The 18,582-nt window shown below is 57.0% G+C and carries 14 protein-coding genes; 6 read left to right on the top strand and 8 right to left on the bottom strand.

All coding sequences use genetic code 11. The annotated features are described in order from the left end of the window. Window positions 1–7 precede the first annotated feature (7 nt). Window positions 8–985: an AAA family ATPase gene (locus AB5Y71_RS10825; protein WP_368171542.1), complete on the bottom strand. Its 978-nt coding sequence runs from the start codon at window positions 983–985 to the stop codon at window positions 8–10. Window positions 986–1,129: 144 nt separating this feature from the next. Beyond that, entirely contained in the window at window positions 1,130–2,668 is a 1,539-nt protein-coding gene (locus tag AB5Y71_RS10830; protein ID WP_236325997.1) for an arylsulfatase, read from the bottom strand. An 846-nt stretch (window positions 2,669–3,514) separates the two neighbouring features. Between AB5Y71_RS10830 and AB5Y71_RS10835 the strand changes: the two genes are divergently transcribed. The 5 genes from AB5Y71_RS10835 (at window position 3,515) to rplY (ending at window position 10,862) form a co-directional block, all read left to right on the top strand. Further along, complete coding sequence (locus AB5Y71_RS10835; protein ID WP_031227597.1) at window positions 3,515–4,792, top strand: HD-GYP domain-containing protein; 1,278 nt, start codon at window positions 3,515–3,517, stop codon at window positions 4,790–4,792. A 120-nt stretch (window positions 4,793–4,912) separates the two neighbouring features. Next, complete coding sequence (locus AB5Y71_RS10840) at window positions 4,913–5,335, top strand: CBS domain-containing protein (protein ID WP_005333273.1); 423 nt, start codon at window positions 4,913–4,915, stop codon at window positions 5,333–5,335. Window positions 5,336–5,575: 240 nt separating this feature from the next. Further along, window positions 5,576–9,475 (top strand): ATP-dependent RNA helicase HrpA, encoded by a 3,900-nt coding sequence (gene hrpA / locus AB5Y71_RS10845; protein WP_368171543.1) that lies wholly within the window; start codon window positions 5,576–5,578, stop codon window positions 9,473–9,475. Window positions 9,476–9,570: 95 nt separating this feature from the next. Further along, window positions 9,571–10,458 carry a hypothetical protein gene (locus AB5Y71_RS10850; RefSeq protein ID WP_368171544.1) on the top strand — a complete coding sequence of 296 codons (888 nt, stop codon included), beginning with the start codon at window positions 9,571–9,573 and terminating at the stop codon, window positions 10,456–10,458. A 116-nt stretch (window positions 10,459–10,574) separates the two neighbouring features. Then, window positions 10,575–10,862, top strand: a complete 288-nt coding sequence (gene rplY, locus AB5Y71_RS10855) for a 50S ribosomal protein L25 (RefSeq protein ID WP_005333252.1) — start codon at window positions 10,575–10,577, stop codon at window positions 10,860–10,862. Between the two features lie 106 nt (window positions 10,863–10,968). Here rplY and AB5Y71_RS10860 read toward each other — a convergent pair whose 3' ends face one another. Then, window positions 10,969–11,361: a MerR family DNA-binding transcriptional regulator gene (locus AB5Y71_RS10860; protein WP_005360322.1), complete on the bottom strand. Its 393-nt coding sequence runs from the start codon at window positions 11,359–11,361 to the stop codon at window positions 10,969–10,971. 122 nt (window positions 11,362–11,483) lie between these two features. Between AB5Y71_RS10860 and AB5Y71_RS10865 the strand changes: the two genes are divergently transcribed. After that, entirely contained in the window at window positions 11,484–12,659 is a 1,176-nt protein-coding gene (locus AB5Y71_RS10865) for an acetyl-CoA C-acyltransferase (RefSeq protein WP_368171545.1), read from the top strand. On the opposite strand, the gene AB5Y71_RS10870 is transcribed toward AB5Y71_RS10865, so the two are convergent. From AB5Y71_RS10870 to AB5Y71_RS10890, 5 genes are all read right to left on the bottom strand, one after another. Beyond that, entirely contained in the window at window positions 12,656–13,879 is a 1,224-nt protein-coding gene (locus AB5Y71_RS10870) for an EAL and HDOD domain-containing protein (RefSeq protein ID WP_368171546.1), read from the bottom strand. The two genes, AB5Y71_RS10865 and AB5Y71_RS10870, sit on opposite strands and share 4 nt — an antisense overlap. A 115-nt stretch (window positions 13,880–13,994) precedes the next feature. Beyond that, entirely contained in the window at window positions 13,995–15,263 is a 1,269-nt protein-coding gene (locus AB5Y71_RS10875; RefSeq protein WP_368171547.1) for an OmpP1/FadL family transporter, read from the bottom strand. Between the two features lie 252 nt (window positions 15,264–15,515). Beyond that, window positions 15,516–16,802 carry an outer membrane protein transport protein gene (locus tag AB5Y71_RS10880; RefSeq protein ID WP_139429111.1) on the bottom strand — a complete coding sequence of 429 codons (1,287 nt, stop codon included), beginning with the start codon at window positions 16,800–16,802 and terminating at the stop codon, window positions 15,516–15,518. Window positions 16,803–17,204: 402 nt separating this feature from the next. Then, window positions 17,205–17,984 carry a DUF3379 domain-containing protein gene (locus tag AB5Y71_RS10885; RefSeq protein ID WP_368171548.1) on the bottom strand — a complete coding sequence of 260 codons (780 nt, stop codon included), beginning with the start codon at window positions 17,982–17,984 and terminating at the stop codon, window positions 17,205–17,207. Beyond that, complete coding sequence (locus tag AB5Y71_RS10890) at window positions 17,977–18,576, bottom strand: sigma-70 family RNA polymerase sigma factor (protein ID WP_139429113.1); 600 nt, start codon at window positions 18,574–18,576, stop codon at window positions 17,977–17,979. Before AB5Y71_RS10890 ends, AB5Y71_RS10885 begins: the two co-directional genes overlap by 8 nt. Window positions 18,577–18,582 lie beyond the last annotated feature (6 nt).

Consider the following 18,582-nt stretch of genomic DNA (forward strand, 5'->3'; position numbering starts at 1 on the left):
GTATCGCTTACCCGATGACGACGTGATCGAGCAGAGTCATCACCACCTGCTGGTGATCCACCCCATCTGCCAGCGCGTCATAGCTGAGGGTAAAGCGGTGACCAAGCACGCTGGGCACCATGGCGCGCACATCGTCGGGCAGCACGTGGTTGCGCCCTTGCAGCCAAGCATAGGCGCGTGCGCACTTGTCCAGAGCAATGGATGCGCGGGGGCTGGCGCCGAGCGCAATCCACTGTGGCAGCCCGGTGGCCGGGTAGCGATCGGGGTGTCGGGTCGCCATGACCAGCGCAATGATGTAGTGCTCTACCAGCGGTGAGACCGTCATGACCGAGAGCTCTGATCTGGCCTTCAAGATGAGCTCAGGGGAGAGGGGGGCGAATCCCTCGTTCTGCTCACGGGTACCTCGCTCTTCGGTCCGCACCAGCCGAATGATGGCAAGCTCTGCCTCATCATCGGGGTAGGCGACCGAGACCTTGAGGGCAAAACGGTCCATCTGGGCTTCTGGCAGTGGGTAGGTCCCCTCCTGCTCGATGGGGTTCTGGGTGGCCAGCACCATAAAGAGCTCGGGCAAGCGATGGCTCTTGTCACCGACGGTGACGGTGCCTTCGGCCATCGCCTCCAGCAGCGCCGCTTGTACCTTGGCGGGGGCGCGGTTCACTTCATCGGCCAATACGATGCTGTTGAAGATGGGGCCTGGCTGGAAACGCAACTGGTGGGCTCCGTCATGCTCCTGATACATCTCGGTGCCGGTTACATCCGAGGGGAGCAGGTCGGGGGTGAACTGAATGCGGCCGAAGCTGGTATTGAGGGCTTCTGCCAGCGACTTGACCGAGCGGGTCTTGGCGGTGCCGGGCAAACCTTCAAGGAGCACGTGGCTATTGGTCAGCAGGCCGATGACCAGGGCGCGGATCACATGGGACTGGCCGACCACACTGTGACCAACCTGTTCGATGAGTTGAGAGATCTGTTGTTGCAAGGGGTTCATAGGGTTTTCCACAGGGTACATTTAACGAGACAGAGATAGGGCTAGGAGGGGGCCAACGGGTTTTCAATTTCCAGCCGGCACGGGGCGAGCCGGCTGGAAATTGAAAACGCCCACCAGAGAGTGATGGGCGTTGGAGTCACCGCCTTACTTGATGGTGGCGACTTTTTGCTTGAGTGCATCCAGCTCTGCCAGTTTGCCCTTGAGCATCAGGCTCTGGGAGCTAATGCTGGCAGGGTTCATCTGGAAGCTCTGCTGCATCGGGTAGTTGGGCAGAGTGTCGAAGAACTCTTTCAGGATCCCCTGTGCAGGTACGAACAGCCACATGTTGTCTGCCATCCAGCGCAGATACATGCCTGACTCATGCGGTGCCTTCTCGAACGGATCAGCGCGCAGGTTGATGATCTGCGGCCAGTTCGGAGTCACACGCGCCGCGTCGGTGATGTTGCCCTCCATGGTGGCAAAGTTAAGCTTGAAGTCATTCCAGCGCACGGCGTTGAGTTCGCCGTTTGAGGAGAAGTAGAGCATGGAGTTGCGCGGGGAGGTGCCAGCTTTTCCGGCGAGGTACGGCATGAAGTTGTAACCGTCCAGTTTCACCCGCCACTGTTTGCCGTTGGCCTTGTAGCCCTTGGCCAGCTTCTCTTTCACATCCGGTACACCGGCTGCGGCTAACAGTGTCGGCATCCAGTCCTGATGGGCCATCATGGCGTTGACCTTGGTGCCTGGCTTGATCACGCCCGGCCAGCGAACCAGTTGCGGAACCCGCATCCCGCCCTCCCATGTGGTGCCTTTCTCGCCATAGAAGGGGGTGGTGCCGCCATCCGGCCAGCTGACGGTCTCGGCGCCGTTGTCAGTGGTGTAGATCACGATGGTGTTGTCGGCGACCCCCAGCTCGTCCAGTTTGTCGAGCAGGATCCCCACCTGATCATCGTGCTCCAGCATGCCATCGGCATAGATGCTGACGCCGGATTTACCCTGATACTTCTCTTGCAGACGGGTCCAGACGTGCATGCGGGTGGCGTTATGCCAGATGAAGAAGGGCTTCTTGGCCTTGACTGCTTTCTCCATGAACGCCAGCGAGGACTCGAGGAACTCTTCGTCAGCATGCTCCATGCGCTTGCGGGTCATGGGGCCGGTATCTTCAATCTTGCCGTCGGCAGAAGATTTGATGACGCCGCGTGGGCCGAACTTCTTCTTGAACTCCGGATCTTTCGGGTAGTAGTAGGTTTCCGGTTCCTCTTCCGCGTTCAGGTGATAGAGGTTACCGAAGAACTCGTCGAAACCGTGCTTAGTCGGTAGATGCTGGTTCTGATCGCCCAAATGGTTCTTGCCGAACTGAGCCGTCATGTAACCCTGCTCTTTGAGCAGATCACCGATGGTGGGGGCCCAATCCGGAATGCCGTGGGTAGAGCCGGGCATGCCGATGGTCAGCAGACCGGTACGGAATGGCTCTTCACCGGTAATGAAGGCGGCACGGCCGGCGGTGCAGGATTGCTGACCGTAGTGATCGGTAAAGAGGGCCCCTTCATTGGCGATCCTGTCCAGGTTCGGGGTCTGGTAGCCCATCATCCCCTGGTTGTAGGCACTGATGTTCCAGTAGCCGATGTCATCGCCCATGATGGCAAGAATATTGGGCTTGGCGGCTGCTGTGGCACTACCAGCGGTGGCCATTAAGGCAAGGCTCATGGCTATTTTGTTTATTTGAATGGCCATTATTGGCTCCACTCCTAATCTGATGTGAATTGGTACACAAAATGGGCGATGAAAGCAGCGTGCGTTTAACGCGGTGGAAATATCATCCCGTGCAGGCTGTTGGAGGGGATGGAATACCCGGATGGGCACATTCCCCCTTTATCGCTGTCGTTATGACCTGCAAAGAGTGATATGACCTGAATAGCCCGAGTTAACCGCAGCTTGAAAATCAGCTTTCAACAGTTTCACTCTATAAATCCCGTTTATCCTTGTCGCCTTATAGCGAATATAACCGCTGGTTATCCGTTATTTTTTCTCCAACTCTTCGGTCGCAGGCTATCGGGTGGGCTGCGAGCGAGCATGGGAAGCTGTATCCAGAAGGCGGAGGTGTCTACTGCTATCGATGGCGACAAGGCGAATAAATGGGTGATGGAGTTCACAGTTCGGCTAATCAATTTAGGCATGAGAGCTGTTATGAGCGTTGTGGTGTGCCTTTATTCAAAATTCTTACTGGCAAGCCGAGCACTCTTTAATTCTGATTAAGTCATAATTAAGTAAAGTTGGGGTGTTGATTGTTTCGCTCAGATATGAGTTTTAAAATTGCTCACAATCTCTACGCGAGATTTAAAAACTCTACTTGCATATTTTTGAATGGATAAATATGACTTGAATGGGAGTGGCCAAATAAATCCAGCCGTGATCTTTTTCCTTTTCAAGGTGCGCAGGTTCATAAATGCCTATAAAAACAAGGTAAAAGGCTCGGCTATTGACTAAGTTGATATAAGGCGAAGCATAAAACAGCGCCAGTTTGATACGACAACATCGCATGGGACCCGGATCATGGACAGAGCGCAGGGCGCAGCCCCCTTTTCATTGCAAGTGGATCTAAGGCAGGTGGTGTATGCCCTGTCAGCCTCGCTGGATCTGGTGGGCATTGGCGATGTGGCCCACGGTAAACGGGTCGGGATTATGGCTGCCGAGTGCAGCCGGGAGCTGGGGATGAGTGAGGCCGAACGCTGTCTGCTGTTCGAGCTGGGAGTGCTGCATGATATCGGTGTCTCCTCGACCATCACCCATCATCATCTGGTCAGCGAGTTCGATTGGGAGTCCTCCCAGCGCCACTGCGAGGTGGGATATCAGCTGCTCAAGGATTTCCGTTTGCTGGCCCCGCTGGCCCTGCCTATCCGTTATCACCATACCCACTGGCACCTGTTGCGCGAGATGGCCGATGTGGACCCCAATGTAGCCCGTCAGGCCAACCTTATCTTTCTGGTGGATCGCTGCGATGCGTTGGCGGCGCCCTACTATGGTGATGGTTCATTGTTGATGCATACCAACGAGATCCGCGCACGCCTGCAGGATTTCCGTGACGAGTTCTTTGCCCCCGAGCTGGTGGATGCCTTCCTCAAGGCGTCTCGCTCTGAGGCATTTTGGCTGCAGCTGGAAGCGCGCTCTATCAATGATTACATGCTGGAGATGCTGCAGGTGCGGGAGCCTTGCCTGACCTTCAACGGGGAGCTTAAAGCGCTGGCGCAGATCTTCTCCGGCATTGTCGACGCCAAAAGTCCATTCACGATGACGCATTCACTCGGTGTGAGCAGGTTGTCTCGTGCGTTGGCAGAATTGATGGGAGTCAGTGCCATCCATTGTGACATGCTGGAGATCGCTGGTTTGCTGCATGATCTGGGCAAGCTCAGGGTGCCGGACGAGATCCTCGACAAGCCTGCCAGCCTGACGAAAGAGGAGCGGGCCATCATCAATACCCACAGCTTCGAGACTTACCAGATCCTGCGCCACATCGAAGGGTTTGAGGAGATTGCCTGCTGGGCGGCCTATCACCATGAGGAGCCTGACGGGGAGGGCTATCCGTTCCACCTGCCGGCATCCGCCATGGCGCTCGAAGCGCGGATCCTGCGGGTCGCTGATATTTTTCAGGCAATGGTGCAGGACAGACCCTATCGGCGCGGCCTGCCTGCCCGTGACGCATTGACCTTTATGCAGCAACTGGCGGATCAGGGACGGGTCGATCCTGCGGTGGTGGCGGTGCTGGCCGATCACCTGCCGCAGATGATGATGGCAGCCATTCCGGATCGCGAGCCGGATCATGCCATCAATTGAGGGAGAGGCTGGCCGCTGACTCATACCGCCGCGAGCCAGCTATGCTTGGAACAAGCCGAGCATGGTGCCGGTACCGGCGCACAAGACGCCAGCTTGATGGACTACCGTAGGGGAGCAGATATGGAATCGCTAAAAGCCAAGGATTATATGCAGAGCAGACCCATCACCTTCACTGCCGACATGATGGTGCAAGCTGCGGTCGAGAAATTTCTGAACAGTCATCAGCTCGGTGGCCCGGTGGTGGATGGGCAGGGCCATCTGATTGGCTGGATCTCCGAGCAGGATTGCATCGCAGTGCTGCTTAAGGAGGCCTATCACTGCGAACAGGTGGCGCAGGTCAAGGATGTGATGCGCAAGGAGGTGTTGTCGGTGGGACCCGATACCAGCATTTTGAGCCTGGCGGAGATGATGATGGGGCAAAAGCCGAAGATCTATCCGGTAGTGGAGGAGGGGCGTCTGCTCGGGGTTATCAATCGCCACAACGTCATGCAGGCCATTCACGCCCAGCTCACTACCTGTTTTGTCCATCACACCCACGGTTAGCCCTGTTTTCCTCTCTCCCAAGGCAAGCTTCGGCTTGCCTTGGCTATTTCATATGCTGCGATTTATTCATGTTATGCCATCTTACAATAATTGTTTTGCCATATATGAGGATCAGCCAATCTCTCTGTCTTCCCATATATAACGCTACGTTAAGGCTTGCACCGTTCCCGCTCGCTCTTTAGGATCGCTCGCAGCTAATCGATATGGCCCCTCTGGGCACCTATTTAAGGAATTCGTACCTTGTCTCTCTCTATCGAGGCGCTGCGCCGCCGTCTCTCTGCCTGCATGAATCTCGACGCCCGCCGCCTTTCCAGCCGTCTGCACGGGGTCAAGAAGCTGCCTGAAGGCAAACAGGCTGCCGTGCTGGAGACCATCGCCGCTGATTTGGCCGCCGCCGAAGTGCGCTATCAAACCCGTCTGGCCGGAGTGCCCAAGGTCACCTATCCGGACAACCTGCCGGTGAGCCAGAAGCAGGCTGAGATCGCCAAGGCCATTCAAGAACATCAAGTGGTGATCATTGCAGGGGAAACAGGCTCGGGCAAAACCACCCAGATCCCCAAGATCTGTCTGGCGCTCGGGCGCGGGGTGAAGGGCTTTATCGGCCACACCCAGCCACGCCGTTTGGCAGCCCGCACCGTCGCGGCCCGTATTGCCGAGGAGATGGAGTCCGAACTCGGTCACTACGTGGGTTACAAGGTTCGCTTTACCGATCAGGTGAGCGAGCAGACCCACATCAAGCTGATGACCGACGGTATCCTGCTGGCGGAGATCCAGAACGACCGGATGCTCACCCAGTACGACACCATCATCATTGACGAGGCCCACGAGCGCAGCCTCAATATCGACTTCATCCTGGGCTATCTCAAGCAACTGCTGCCCAAGCGCCCGGATCTCAAGGTGATCATCACCTCGGCCACTATCGACCCGCAACGTTTCTCCCGCCATTTCAACAAAGCGCCGGTGATCGAGGTCTCCGGCCGCACTTACCCGGTGGAGGTGCGCTACCGTCCACTCACCAGTGACAAGAGTGAAGGGCTGGAAGAGCGCGACGAACTGCAGGGCATCTTCGATGCGGTGGAAGAGCTGGCCCGCGAGGGGCTTGGGGACATCCTTATCTTCATGAACGGCGAGCGGGAGATCCGCGATACCGCCGATGCCTTGCGCAAGCTCAATCTGCGCGATACCGAGGTGCTGCCGCTCTATGCCCGCCTCTCCAACGCCGAGCAGAACAAGGTGTTCCAGCAACATGCCGGGCGGCGTATCGTGCTCGCCACCAACGTGGCGGAGACGTCGCTGACGGTGCCGGGCATTCGCTACGTCATCGATCCGGGCACCGCCCGTATCAGCCGCTATTCCTGGCGTACCAAGGTGCAGCGCCTGCCCATCGAGCCGGTCTCCCAGGCCAGCGCCAACCAGCGTAAAGGGCGTTGCGGCCGGGTGGCAGACGGTATCTGTATCCGCCTCTACTCGGAGGAGGATTTCAATAGCCGTCCCGCCTTTACCGACCCCGAGATCCTGCGCACCAACCTGGCATCGGTTATCCTGCAGATGCTGGCGCTCGGCCTTGGCAACATGGAGGCGTTCCCCTTCGTCGAGCCACCCGAGTCCCGCCATATCAAGGATGGTCTGACTCTCTTGAAAGAGCTGGAGGCGGTGCGCGAGCTGCCCGCCACCGGCGATCGCGAGGCCAAACTGCAGTTGACCGAAACCGGTCGCCAGCTCTCGCGCATCCCCCTTGATCCGCGTCTGGCGAAGATGGTGATCAGCGCGGCGCAAACTGGCTGCCTGAGCGAGGTGATGGTGATCACCGCGGCCCTCAGCATTCAGGATCCCCGCGAGCGGCCCATGGAGAAGAAGCAGGCCGCCGACGAACAGCACAGGCGCTTTGAGGACAAGGATTCCGACTTCCTCGCCTTCGTCAATCTGTGGAACTACCTGAAAGAGCAGCAGGATGCCCTTGGCAGCAACCCGTTCCGCCGCATGTGCCAGAAGGAGTTTCTCTCCTATCTGCGGGTGCGCGAATGGCAGGACATCCATTTCCAGCTGCGTCAGACGGTCAAGGAGCTGGGTTTTAAAGCCAACCATGAACCGGCGGATTTCAAGACGGTGCACTGTGCCCTGCTGACCGGCCTCTTGAGCCACATCGGTAACAAGGATCTGGAAAAGCCCGAGTTCCTTGGTGCTCGCAATGGCCGCTTCCACCTGTTCCCGGCCTCGGGTCTGTTCAAGAAGCCGCCCAAGTGGGTGATGGCCGCAGAATTGGTGGAAACCTCGCGCCTCTACGCCCGCATCAACGCCAAGATTGAACCCGAGTGGGTGGAGCCGCTGACAGGTCACCTCATCAAGCTGCACCACAGCGACCCCCACTGGTCGAAGAAAAACGGTGCCGTGATGGCCAAGGAGAAGGTGACCCTCTATGGTCTGACTCTGGTCAATGAGCGCACCATCAACTTCAGCCGTATCGATCCGGCGCTGTGCCGCGAGCTCTTTATCCGCCGCGCACTGGTGGAGGGGGATTTCGAGACCCGTCACCGTTTCTTCAGCGATAACCGCAAGCTGTTGGCCGAAGTGGAGGCGCTGGAGCACAAGTCCCGTCGGCGCGACATTCTGGTGGATGACGAGGATCTGTTCCGCTTCTACGATGCCCGTTTGCCGGAGGATGTGATATCAAGCCGCCACTTCGACAAGTGGTGGAAAGAGGTGCAAAAGCAGGATCCCGAGCTGCTCAACTTCGAAAAAGAGATGCTGATGAAGGGGGATGCCGCCCACATCAGCGATCTCGACTACCCCAACTTCTGGCAGCAGGGGCGTCTCAAGCTCAAGCTGACCTATCAGTTCGAGCCGGGGGAGGCCGCCGATGGCGTGACCCTGCATATCCCGCTGCCGCTCCTGAATCAGGTGGAGGTGAAGGGGTTCGAGTGGCTGATCCCCGGGCTGCGTCACGAGCTGTTGGTGGCTCTCATCAAGTCGATGCCAAAGTCGATGCGCAAAAACTTCGTGCCGGCGCCCAACTACGCCGACGCGTTGCTCGCCAGCATCAACCCCGAGAAGGGGCCGATGTTGGACGAGATGGAGCGTCAGCTGCGCCGCATGACCGGCGTAACCGTGCCCCGCGAATCCTGGGACTGGGCTGCGGTGCCCGATCACCTGAAACTCACCTTCCGGGTGGTGGATGACAAGCACAAGAAGGTGGCGGAAGGCAAAGACCTGGAAGCATTGAAAGAGTCCCTGCGTGGCAAGGTGCAGGAGACCCTGTCGCAAGTGGCGGATGATGATATCGAGCAGTCCGGCCTCACCCTGTGGAGCTTTGGCGAGTTGCCCCAGGAGTACAGCCAGAAGCGCGGCGGCTTCGAGGTGAAAGCCTATCCGGCGTTGGTAGACGAGAAGGATTCGGTCGCCATTCAGCTGGTGGAGAGCCCTGTGGTGCAGCAGCAGCTGATGTGGGCGGGCCAGCGCCGGCTGGTGCTGCTCAACGTGCCATCACCCATCAAGTATCTGCAGGAGAAGCTGCCCAACAAGGCCAAGCTCGGGCTCTATTTCAACCCGTTTGGCAAGGTGGCGGAGCTGATTGATGACTGTATCGCCTGTGGCTGCGACAAGCTGATCGAGCAGCATGGCGGGCTGGCTTGGGACGAGGCCGGTTTCGAGGCGCTCAAGGAGTTTGTCCGTGCCGAGCTCAACGATGCGGTGGTGGAGGTGGCCAAGCAGGTGGAAGCCGTGCTGACGCTGTCCCATGAGATCAAGAAGCGGCTCAAGGGGAAGATGCAGCTCGACACCGCTTTTGCCATGTCGGATATCCAGCAGCAGCTCGGCAACCTTATTCACAAAGGTTTTGTCACCGAGACCGGCTGGCAGCGGTTGCCTGATTTGCTGCGCTATCTGCGCGCCATCGAGCGCCGCCTGGAGAAGCTCGCCATCGATCCCAACCGGGATCGGGTCTACATGCTCAAAGTGCACAGCGTGGAGTCGGAGTACAAGGCGCTGCTGGCCAAGATCCCCAAATCCCAGCTTATTCCCACCGAGGTGGTCAATATCCGCTGGATGATTGAGGAGCTGCGGGTGTCATTCTTTGCCCAGAATCTGGGGACCCCTTATCCGGTCTCCGATAAACGGGTGCTTAACGCCATCGCTCAGTGCTAAGCTGCTATCTAACTGTTTTAACAGCATGATAGCGGGTGCAGAGAAGGGGTTGCCGGTCAGGTAGCCCCTTCAAACCGCAAGTCAGGGAGGCAAGGATGCTGGGGATCTGGTTGAGTGTGGCGCAGGTGGTGATCAGCGGTTATCAACCCATCGCGGAACAAACCTGGGTGCAGTTGAACCCGGAATATTACCCGCTGGCGCGCACGCCGCCTGCGATGTTTGTGGCCTGGCGTGGCAATCAGTTTCCGCTGCTGGCCCAAAAGCAGAAGCATGGTCGCTGGCAGATCCTCTTTCCCGCCCGGCTGGTCCCCCCCTTCGATCTGTTCGAGGGGGAGGCCGAGCTCTCCAAAACCTATCTGGCAAGACTGCGGCGCATCGACGAGATGGCTTACGGGGTTGTCCCCGGGCAGGCTGTTGCGGCTGGTGCAATCGTGCAGCAGGGGAGTGGATTCCCTGCTTATCACGCGCAACCTGTCGCGCCCTTTATCGCCGAGTTCCGTACACCCCAAGACGCGTTCGGTGGTGTTGATATGCCCAGCGACCCCGACGAGAGCGAACCTCTGCTCGCTCAGCTGGGGGTGACCTTTCGCACAGCGGGGATGAGTGGTGCCCAAGGATATGAGGGAGTAGCGAGCGCCGATATGGCGCTCGCCAGCCACACGGCTAGCTTATCCGCAGGCAGTGACGCCATTCTTACCCTCTCGGCTCCTGCGGCCGGCGGTCCACAAACTGTGTGTCATCAGGTCGCCGCAGGGGAGACCCTGTGGCGTATAGCGAACCAGTTATCCAGCGCCCGGGGAGCCGATACCTACAGCTATTTGCTGGCACTGGTGGCAGAGAACCAGCAGCGGCTTGGCAAGAGCATTCGAGTCAGAACGGGGGAGGCTCTCTACTGCCCGCGCGCCGAGACTCTGGCGCAGTTTGATGCCCTGAGCCCGGCCCAGCGTCAGCAGCAATTCGCCCGGTTGGAGCAGGGGCGCTAAATGCAGAATCGGTACCTTGTATCCGAAGTTGGCCCGTGGTAGTATTCGCGCTCGTTTTGCGAGGTGTTGACCGGTCGCAGTTAGCACCATAAATTCATCCAAAAGAGATACATACTATGTCTTTCGTATTCCAAGCTGAAGTCCGTTCTGACCTGGGGAAAGGTGCGAGCCGCCGCCTGCGTCAAGCTGACCAAGTTCCTGCCATCGTTTACGGTGCAGGCAAAGAAGCCCTGTCCATCACTGTTGACCACAAGAAAATGATCCTGGCTCAAGAGAAGCCGGAATTCTATGAGTCTGTACTGACTCTGGTTATCAACGGTGAAGAAGTTAACGTAAAAGTGAAAGCTATCCAGCGTCACCCGGTACGTTACAAGCTGATCCACCTGGACTTCGTTCGCGTTTAATAGCGAACCGTCAGGTCGAAGAAAAGCCACTCTCAGGAGTGGCTTTTTGCTATCTGGCATCTTGTGAGCGGGCTGAAAGAGCTACCTGGTCAGCCCAGCAAGCCGGTTACCCCAGCTGGCTAAGGGCCTGTTGGCAGCGCTGCTCGGCGGCATCCAGCTCCAGCAGCACCATCCTGATATCTTCCATCTGCTGTTGCAGTGTCTCCCGTTTTTCCTCAACCAGTCCCAGCATGGTCTGTAACTGGGTGCGGCTGCTCTTGTCGGCATCATAGAGATCAAACAACTCGCGGATCTCGGCGAGGCTGAACCCGAGCCGCTTGCCGCGCAGGGTGAGTTTGAGGCGAACCCGATCTTGCTTGCTGTAAATGCGGGTCTGGCCCTCTCGTGCGGGATTGAGCAACCCCTGATCCTCGTAGAAACGGATACTGCGCGTCGTAATATCAAATTCCCGGGCCAGCTCACTGATGCTGAAGCGCCGTCCTTCATCCTTGTTGTTCATACAGACTTCTTGGCGAACTAAATCCTGTCTGCACCTTACCTAAACGTAAACTGCACTGCAACTCTTGTTCCATCGCGTCAGAACCCCTATGTTATGGCCATGTAACAAACAGAGGCAGGCAAATGGATATTGCAATTGTGGCGGCAAAACGGACTCCGATGGGGGCGTTTCAGGGGGCATTGGCAGAGGTAACTGCGCCTGAGTTGGGTGCCTGTGCCATCGAGGCGGCACTGCAGCAAAGCGAGCTGCGTCCGGAGCAGGTCGATGAAGTGTTTATGGGCAATGTGCTGGCGGCGGGCGTGGGGCAAGCGCCAGCTCGGCAGGCGTTGTTGAAAGCAGGGTTGCCAGATAGTGTGCCTGCTACCACGGTCAACAAGGTGTGCGGTTCTGGCATGAAAGCAGTGATGCTGGCGGCGGATACCATCCGCCTTGGTGACAACAGGGTGGTGGTCGCGGGGGGGATGGAGAGTATGAGCCGTGCCCCCTATCTGCTGGATAATGCTCGCAGCGGCTTTCGGATGGGGCATCAAAAGGTGCTGGACCACCTATTCCTCGACGGTTTGCAAGATGCCTATGATGGCCAGCTGATGGGGATACATGCCCAGCGCAGCGCCGATCAGGCCGGTTTGACCCGCAGTGCCATGGATGAGTTTGCTCTTGCGTCGTTGCAGCGGGCCCGCGATGCGCAGCAAGCCGGCGCGTTTGCATCCGAGCTGGCAAGTGTCTATCGCGGTGAGCGCTTGTTGCTGGCCGAAGACGAGCAGCCCGGCAAGGGCAGACCGGAGAAGATCCCGACCCTGAAGCCTGCGTTTGGCAAGGAAGGCTCTATTACAGCGGCCAATTCAAGCTCCATTTCGGATGGTGCGGCGGCGCTGATATTGATGGATGGCGCCACGGCGCAAGCCTGGCAGGTACCAGTGCTGGCACGGATCGTCGGTTATCAGAGCCATGCAGCATTGCCCGCCGAGTTTACCTCTGCGCCCATTGGCGCCATTTCACGCTTGCTGGCGCGTCTTGCATGGTCGGTGGAAGAGGTGGATCTGTTCGAGATCAACGAGGCCTTCGCCATGGTCACCATGCTGGCCATGAGCGGGGTCGGCATCCCTCATCACAAGGTCAATGTCCATGGAGGGGCCTGTGCACTCGGTCATCCGCTGGGGGCGAGTGGCGCACGCATTCTGGTGACGCTGATCGCCGCGCTGCGGCAACGGGGTTTGCGGCGAGGCGTGGCCGCGCTCTGTATCGGGGGCGGGGAGGCGACCGCTATCGCGGTCGAGGTGAATGACGAGACGAATTAATTGGTGGCTTCCATCGCCAGCAGTTGTTCCGTGACCCAGGTGGTGGCGGCCAGATAGAGGTGACTCACCTTATCCTCGCTCAGCCCCAGGCGGGCTGTTCTGGCCGTGACCCGTGACCAGTTGGCGCTTTCGTAATCTTCACAAAACGCGAGGTAGAAACCCAGATTGCCTTTGCGCTCCAGCAGCGCCAGCCGAATATTGTCGATAAGAGGGATAGTGCCGAGCAGCTTGTCCATCGGCTGCTCCATCAGTACATCCAGCAGGGAGAAGAGACCGGTGATAAAGGCCTGTTGTGCCTGCTGGCTCGGGGCGTGGGCATGAGCCAGCAGTTCACAGAATCGGGCACGGATCATCGACATCTGGTAGAGCTCGGCGCTCTTGCCCTTGCCGGCGCTGGTCGCGGCCACCAGCGAGACAAAGCGCTTTAGCTGGGTGTTGCCAAGATAGATAGCTGCCTGGCGAAATGACGAAATAGGGTTGGTGTGACCTTTGAGATGGTTAACGTAGCGCAGCAGCTTGAGGGAGAGGGAGATATCCTGACCGAGCAGCTGCTCAATCTTGTTGATATCAGGCTCTGCCTCGTTGACCACGTTGAGCAACTGCATCACCACGACTTGTGCCGGCTCCATGGTGGCTTGCTTGACCATCTCGGGTCTGCTGAAGAAAAAGCCCTGGAACAGCTGGATCCCCAGCTGTTTGACCCGCTCGAACTCCGCCTTGTCCTCTACTTTTTCCGCCAGATAGGTGAGCCCCAGCGTCTGATGCCGCTGGATAAACACCTTGATCTGCATCAGGGGGGTGGCACGAAGATCAAACTTGATGATGTGGATAAAGGGGAGAAAGCGCTCCCAATCCGGCGACATGGTGAAGTCATCGAGTGCCAGTTGATATCCCAGCTTGTGCAGCTGTTTCACCTTTTCCAGCAGGGCATCATCCGGTGGGGAATCTTCTAGGATCTCAATCACCACTTTTTCGGGCGGCAGGCACTCTGCCAATCCCTCCAGCAGCAGTGAGTGGGGAAAATTGATAAAGCAGGGGCGGCCCCCCAACAGCTGATCGATATTTTGTTGCAGAAACTGTTCGACCACCAGGCGTGACGTCGCCTGCTGGGAGGAGATACTCGGGAAGACATTATTCAGACTATCGCGAAAGAGCAGCTCATAGGCATGAGTTTTGAGGTCTCTGTCGAGGATCGGCTGTCTTGCTACGTAGGAATACATGCCTTGCTCCAGTAAAGGTACTGGGTTGATTTTATGGTGTTGCAGAACACTATGCCAGTGTTCACCTTATTGAGTAAGGCAATAATTGGCATAGCGTTTTTTGCAGGGAAGGAATTTAGAAGAGATAGCTCAATTGTGCACCAGCCAGCCAGGCATCCCCTTCGGAAGTGCCCTGGAAGGTGGAGGTCGTCATCGGATTACCCGGTTGCAGCTCCATTTTTTCAGTGACATCCACCTTTTTGCCATCGATCAGGGTCAGCCCCAGATCCACGGTCAGGTTGGGCGTGAACTGATACCCCATTCCCAGGCTGTACCAGAGGCGATCGGCATCCGGGATGGAAATGGTACGACGATCGGCTGGTACAGGGCTGGCGTCATAGGCCACACCGGAGCGCAGTTGCCATTTGGGAGTGACCTGATAGGTCATACCGATGGCGTAGCGCCAGCTATCTTCCCAGTGCTCTTCCTTGATGTGCATGTTCTGCAAATTGTTGAGGTCAGCTTCCAACTGAACGAATTTGCTCCAGTTGGTCCAGTTCAGGCTGCCGTGGAGAGCCAGCTTGTCAGTCAGCTGATGGAACGCCGCCAACTCTGCCGTCGCTGGCAACGGCAGGTCCAGACTGCCGGTATCTCTGATCTCGGTAACGGAGCCATCTGCATTGGGTCGGCCTACGATAGCATCTCCCGAGAGGGTCAAAGTGACATCGTGACGGTAGGATAGGCCGATCCGGGTTTGTTCGGACAACTCCAGCAAGGTGCCGACATTCCAGCCCCATGCCCAGCCATCCCCTTGCAAATGTTTTGCGATCAGGTTGCGAGAAGGGAAGGTGCCACCGACTTCGCCTTCGCCCTGAATAGCAGAGATCCCGGCACCAATTGACCACATCTCATTGATGCAGTAGGCGAGTGAGGTACCCAGATCCATGGTCTTGATATCGGAGACATTACCAAAGTGTCCCGCGCTGTAGTTATCCGGCATCTTGACGCCAAGACCGTAGTAAGAGGTCGCCGAGAAGCCGAGTCGCCACTGCTCGTTGAGTGGAATGATGAGATAGGCGTTGGGTACCCAGGCTGCGGCGGCGATATCGTGTGCACTGGCATCGGAGGTGACGATGCCGGCTTTGGTCGGTATGCGGGTGTTGCCTTCAATATTGACGTCAGGACTGACATAGATGGCTCCGCCAGACAGCGCCACCTGATCGAAGCGTGTCATGGCTGCTGCATTGCGGGAGAGCACACTGGCGTTATCCGCGATGGCGGCCTCACCGGCAAAGGCGCGTCCCAGGCCTGTAGCGGACTGTTCAGCCAGCTGGAACCCGGCGGCATGGGTCTGACCCGCGATCATCAGCAGGGCGATGGCGGACGGTTTGATGATGGGATGCATGGCAAAATCCTTGCTGTTACCCGAAGGTTCAATAGGTCATATGAATGGAGGCAGGATTTTATATGGTATGACCAGTAAGGCAACGGTAATGACCAGTATCTGGATAAAACAAGATTAAATGCTGGAAGGATGCACTCTAATAGCTTGATTAAAAAAGAAAAATAAACAGGTGTGTGCTACATGTGTGCGCTGAACTGGCTTTTGCGGATAAAAAAAGAGCGCCTGACGGCGCTCTTTCCATTCTATCAATAATCAGAACTTCATGTTGAACTGGGCTGAAGCCAGGAAGGCGTTGCCGTGGGAAGTACCTTTCCAACGCAGGCTGTCGGAGTGGCTACGCAGACCTTCGTTGACGTCAACTTCTTTACCGTCCAGATAAGCCATACCAAAGTCAACGCTCATATCGGTGTTGATATGATAGGTGGCTCCGGCGCTGTACCAGATACGGTCTGAGTCGGGAATGCTCAGGCTGCGGTAGTCAGCTTCGATCGGGGTGTTGTCATAGGCAAAGCCCATGCGAGCTTCCCATGCCGGGTTGATATACCAGGTACCGCCGATTGAGTAACGAGTAGAGTCTTTAAACTTCTCATCTTTTTGCAGACATACGCCGCCAGCGCATTGGCCGCTGGTTGCTTTCAGCTCCTGGAAGGCGCTCCAGTCAGTCCAGTTGACAGAGTAGTGAACGGCGAATTGCTGATTCAAACGGTGATAACCGGCAAACTCGGCCTGAGCAGGGAGATCCAGTTTCAGATTGCCATCAACAGTGCGGTTCCCTGAAGTGAGCCCCTGGAAGTCACCATCAAAGCTCATATCGACCTGTGAACGGTAGGTCAGAGCAAAGCGATGGTTTTCATTGACTTCATACAGGGTACCAACGTTCCAGCCAAAGCCCCAGGTGTCGCCTTTCAGGTGAGCCAGACGAGTATCTGTTGGCAGCGGGCCACCTTGGCTAGGTGGGTTCAGCGGGCCCAGCAGACCGGCATAGCGGTTGAGTTCGGCGGCACCGTAAACGGCGTTGATACCGGCACCGACACTGAAGTGTTCGTTGACACGATAGGCAATGTTCGGGTTGATATTGAAGGTCATCAACTCGGTATCACCAGCACCGGCACCAGCCGGGAAGGTTTTGGAGTATTCGGTGGAGAGACCGTAGTTGGAGAAGATGCCAATACCCCAAGCCCACTGGTCATTCAGCGGCTGAATAAAGTAGGAGGCGGGAACGAAGGCTGCCGGAGCAATGCCACTTTCGCTGGCTGGAGCCATTTTGTTCGCGCCAGCGTAAACAGCACCATCCACATCGACATCCGGTTTGATGTAGGTGCCGGAGACAGAAACTGCCATCTTGTCGAAGGTGGTCATGGCGGCCGGGTTACGGGCCAGAACAGAGGCGTTGTCGGCGATAGCCGCTTCACCGGCATAGGCGCGACCCAGACCGGAGGCCGAGTGCTCGTTCAACTGGAATGCCGCGGCATGGACTTGACCGGTGGCCAGCGCGATGGTGGCGGCAATCAGGCTCTTCTTGAAAATAGTTGTCGTCATGGTGTTCTCTCTTGTAGGCAGATTTTTTTGCCGATATTGGCTGCACGTTCAATGCAAACCTCGACAAAATCCGTTTTTATTTCAGCTTCTTCCCAATCAATTCTGGCGTGATTCTATGGATCTGGTAGGAGGTAAGAAATCAGACCAGTGACAGCAGAATACATAAAAGTGATCGATGTGTTAATCATTTGTTTTAACTTGCTGTTTAATTCATCATTTTCACGGTCTAAAGGCGGAATATTGACCTGGGTTGCCGATCTCCGTCACAAAAATAATTTTGTCAATTTTTCGAAATCTTGAGGCAAATGAGTGACAAAGAGGAGTAATCAGGGGGAGAACAGGCAGCGGCTCGTGACCGCTGCCTTCAATTGAGAATGGTTCTGAGGTTGTTAACCGGCTATGTTAAATGTCCCACTGCAGACGTGACTGCAGGGCGTTGGCAACGGGGGCAAGTGGCTCTTTCATCTCGCCAATCAGTACCATATTGGCGCCTTTGAGCTGGACAATCTCCCCTTTGAGGGTGCCATCTTCAAAGGTGGCCTGTTGCAGGGTTAATGGCACATGTTTGGGCACTAAAAAGAGAGTGACTGGCCCCATCTTTCCCTGGATCACCATGTGCAAGGCTGGTCCCTGATAAAACGAGCAGTGATTGACATAGGTCACCTTGAGCCCATCCATCCCGCTTAAGGTGGCGCCATACTTCTCCATCTTGGCATTGATGTTATGCAGATTGACCTGCTCATCGACACCTTCAATAAAGGGTTCTTCGCCATAGACATGAGCCATCGCCACCTGTGCGAGGGAGAGGGCCGCAGGAGCCGTTTCTGGCAGCGTGAGCCAGCGGGTGCTCATTCCCAGCAGGAAGGCGACCGATGCAGCCAGGGCGATCTGGCGCCAGGATGTCGATGTCCGGAGCTTGACTGGCGCCGTGCCAAGGGGTCGGGATGGCGGCATATCATCTGGCGCATCACTGTCTTGCAGCATGGCTTGCCTGAGCAGGATCCGCTCGGCCAGTCCGGCGGGAACCTCTACCTGCATGGCACGCTTGAGGCTTCTGTCGAACTGCTTCATCTCGTCGAGATAGTTCCGATTAGCCTGGCTTGCTTCAGCGGTTTTGAGAAAGTCCGGTTGTTGATCGTTGGGCTGGATCATGGCGTTGCGGCGAAATTCGAGTTCATCCATGTCCGTGTCCTCTTGCTTGGTTCTTCTGCTCCATCGCCTCCTTGATCTGGCTGCGGGCGCGAAACAGGCGGGTCATGACGGTGTTCTTGTTGAGGCCGAGCATCTCGGCAATCTCCTCACCACTGAATCCTCCCACGACTTGCAGCAGCAGTGGCTCCTGGTACTCCTCGGGCAACCGGGCGATGTGACGGTGCAACCACTCGTTCTCCATCTCTTGTTCACTGTGCAGCGCATCGTGCTGGGGCTGAGGGTGATCGTCGAGATCCACCAGCTCCAGCTGTTTGCGTTCAAAGCGGCGGGCGTTCTCCCGTCTGAGGATGGTGATCAGCCACCCTTTGGCCGCCTTGTCATCCTGCAGGGTGTCGATAGCCTTCCAAGCACGCAGGAAGGTCTCTTGCACCAGATCTTCCGCTACGTTGGGATCCCGGGTCAGCCAGTAGGCATACCGGTAGAGATCGCCATGCAGCGCATGAACCAGTGCTTCAAATTTGGTTTGTTTGTCAGCCATGGGATCAGAGACCGGCGAAGTGGCCGGATCATTTCCACCAATATGCTGCTGAGCACGTTTTTTTCTAAAAAACAGCAGTGCCATTGGGCA

The organism is Aeromonas sp. R9-2, from assembly GCF_040908025.1.
GTDB classification, from domain to species: Bacteria; Pseudomonadota; Gammaproteobacteria; order Enterobacterales; family Aeromonadaceae; genus Aeromonas; species Aeromonas veronii.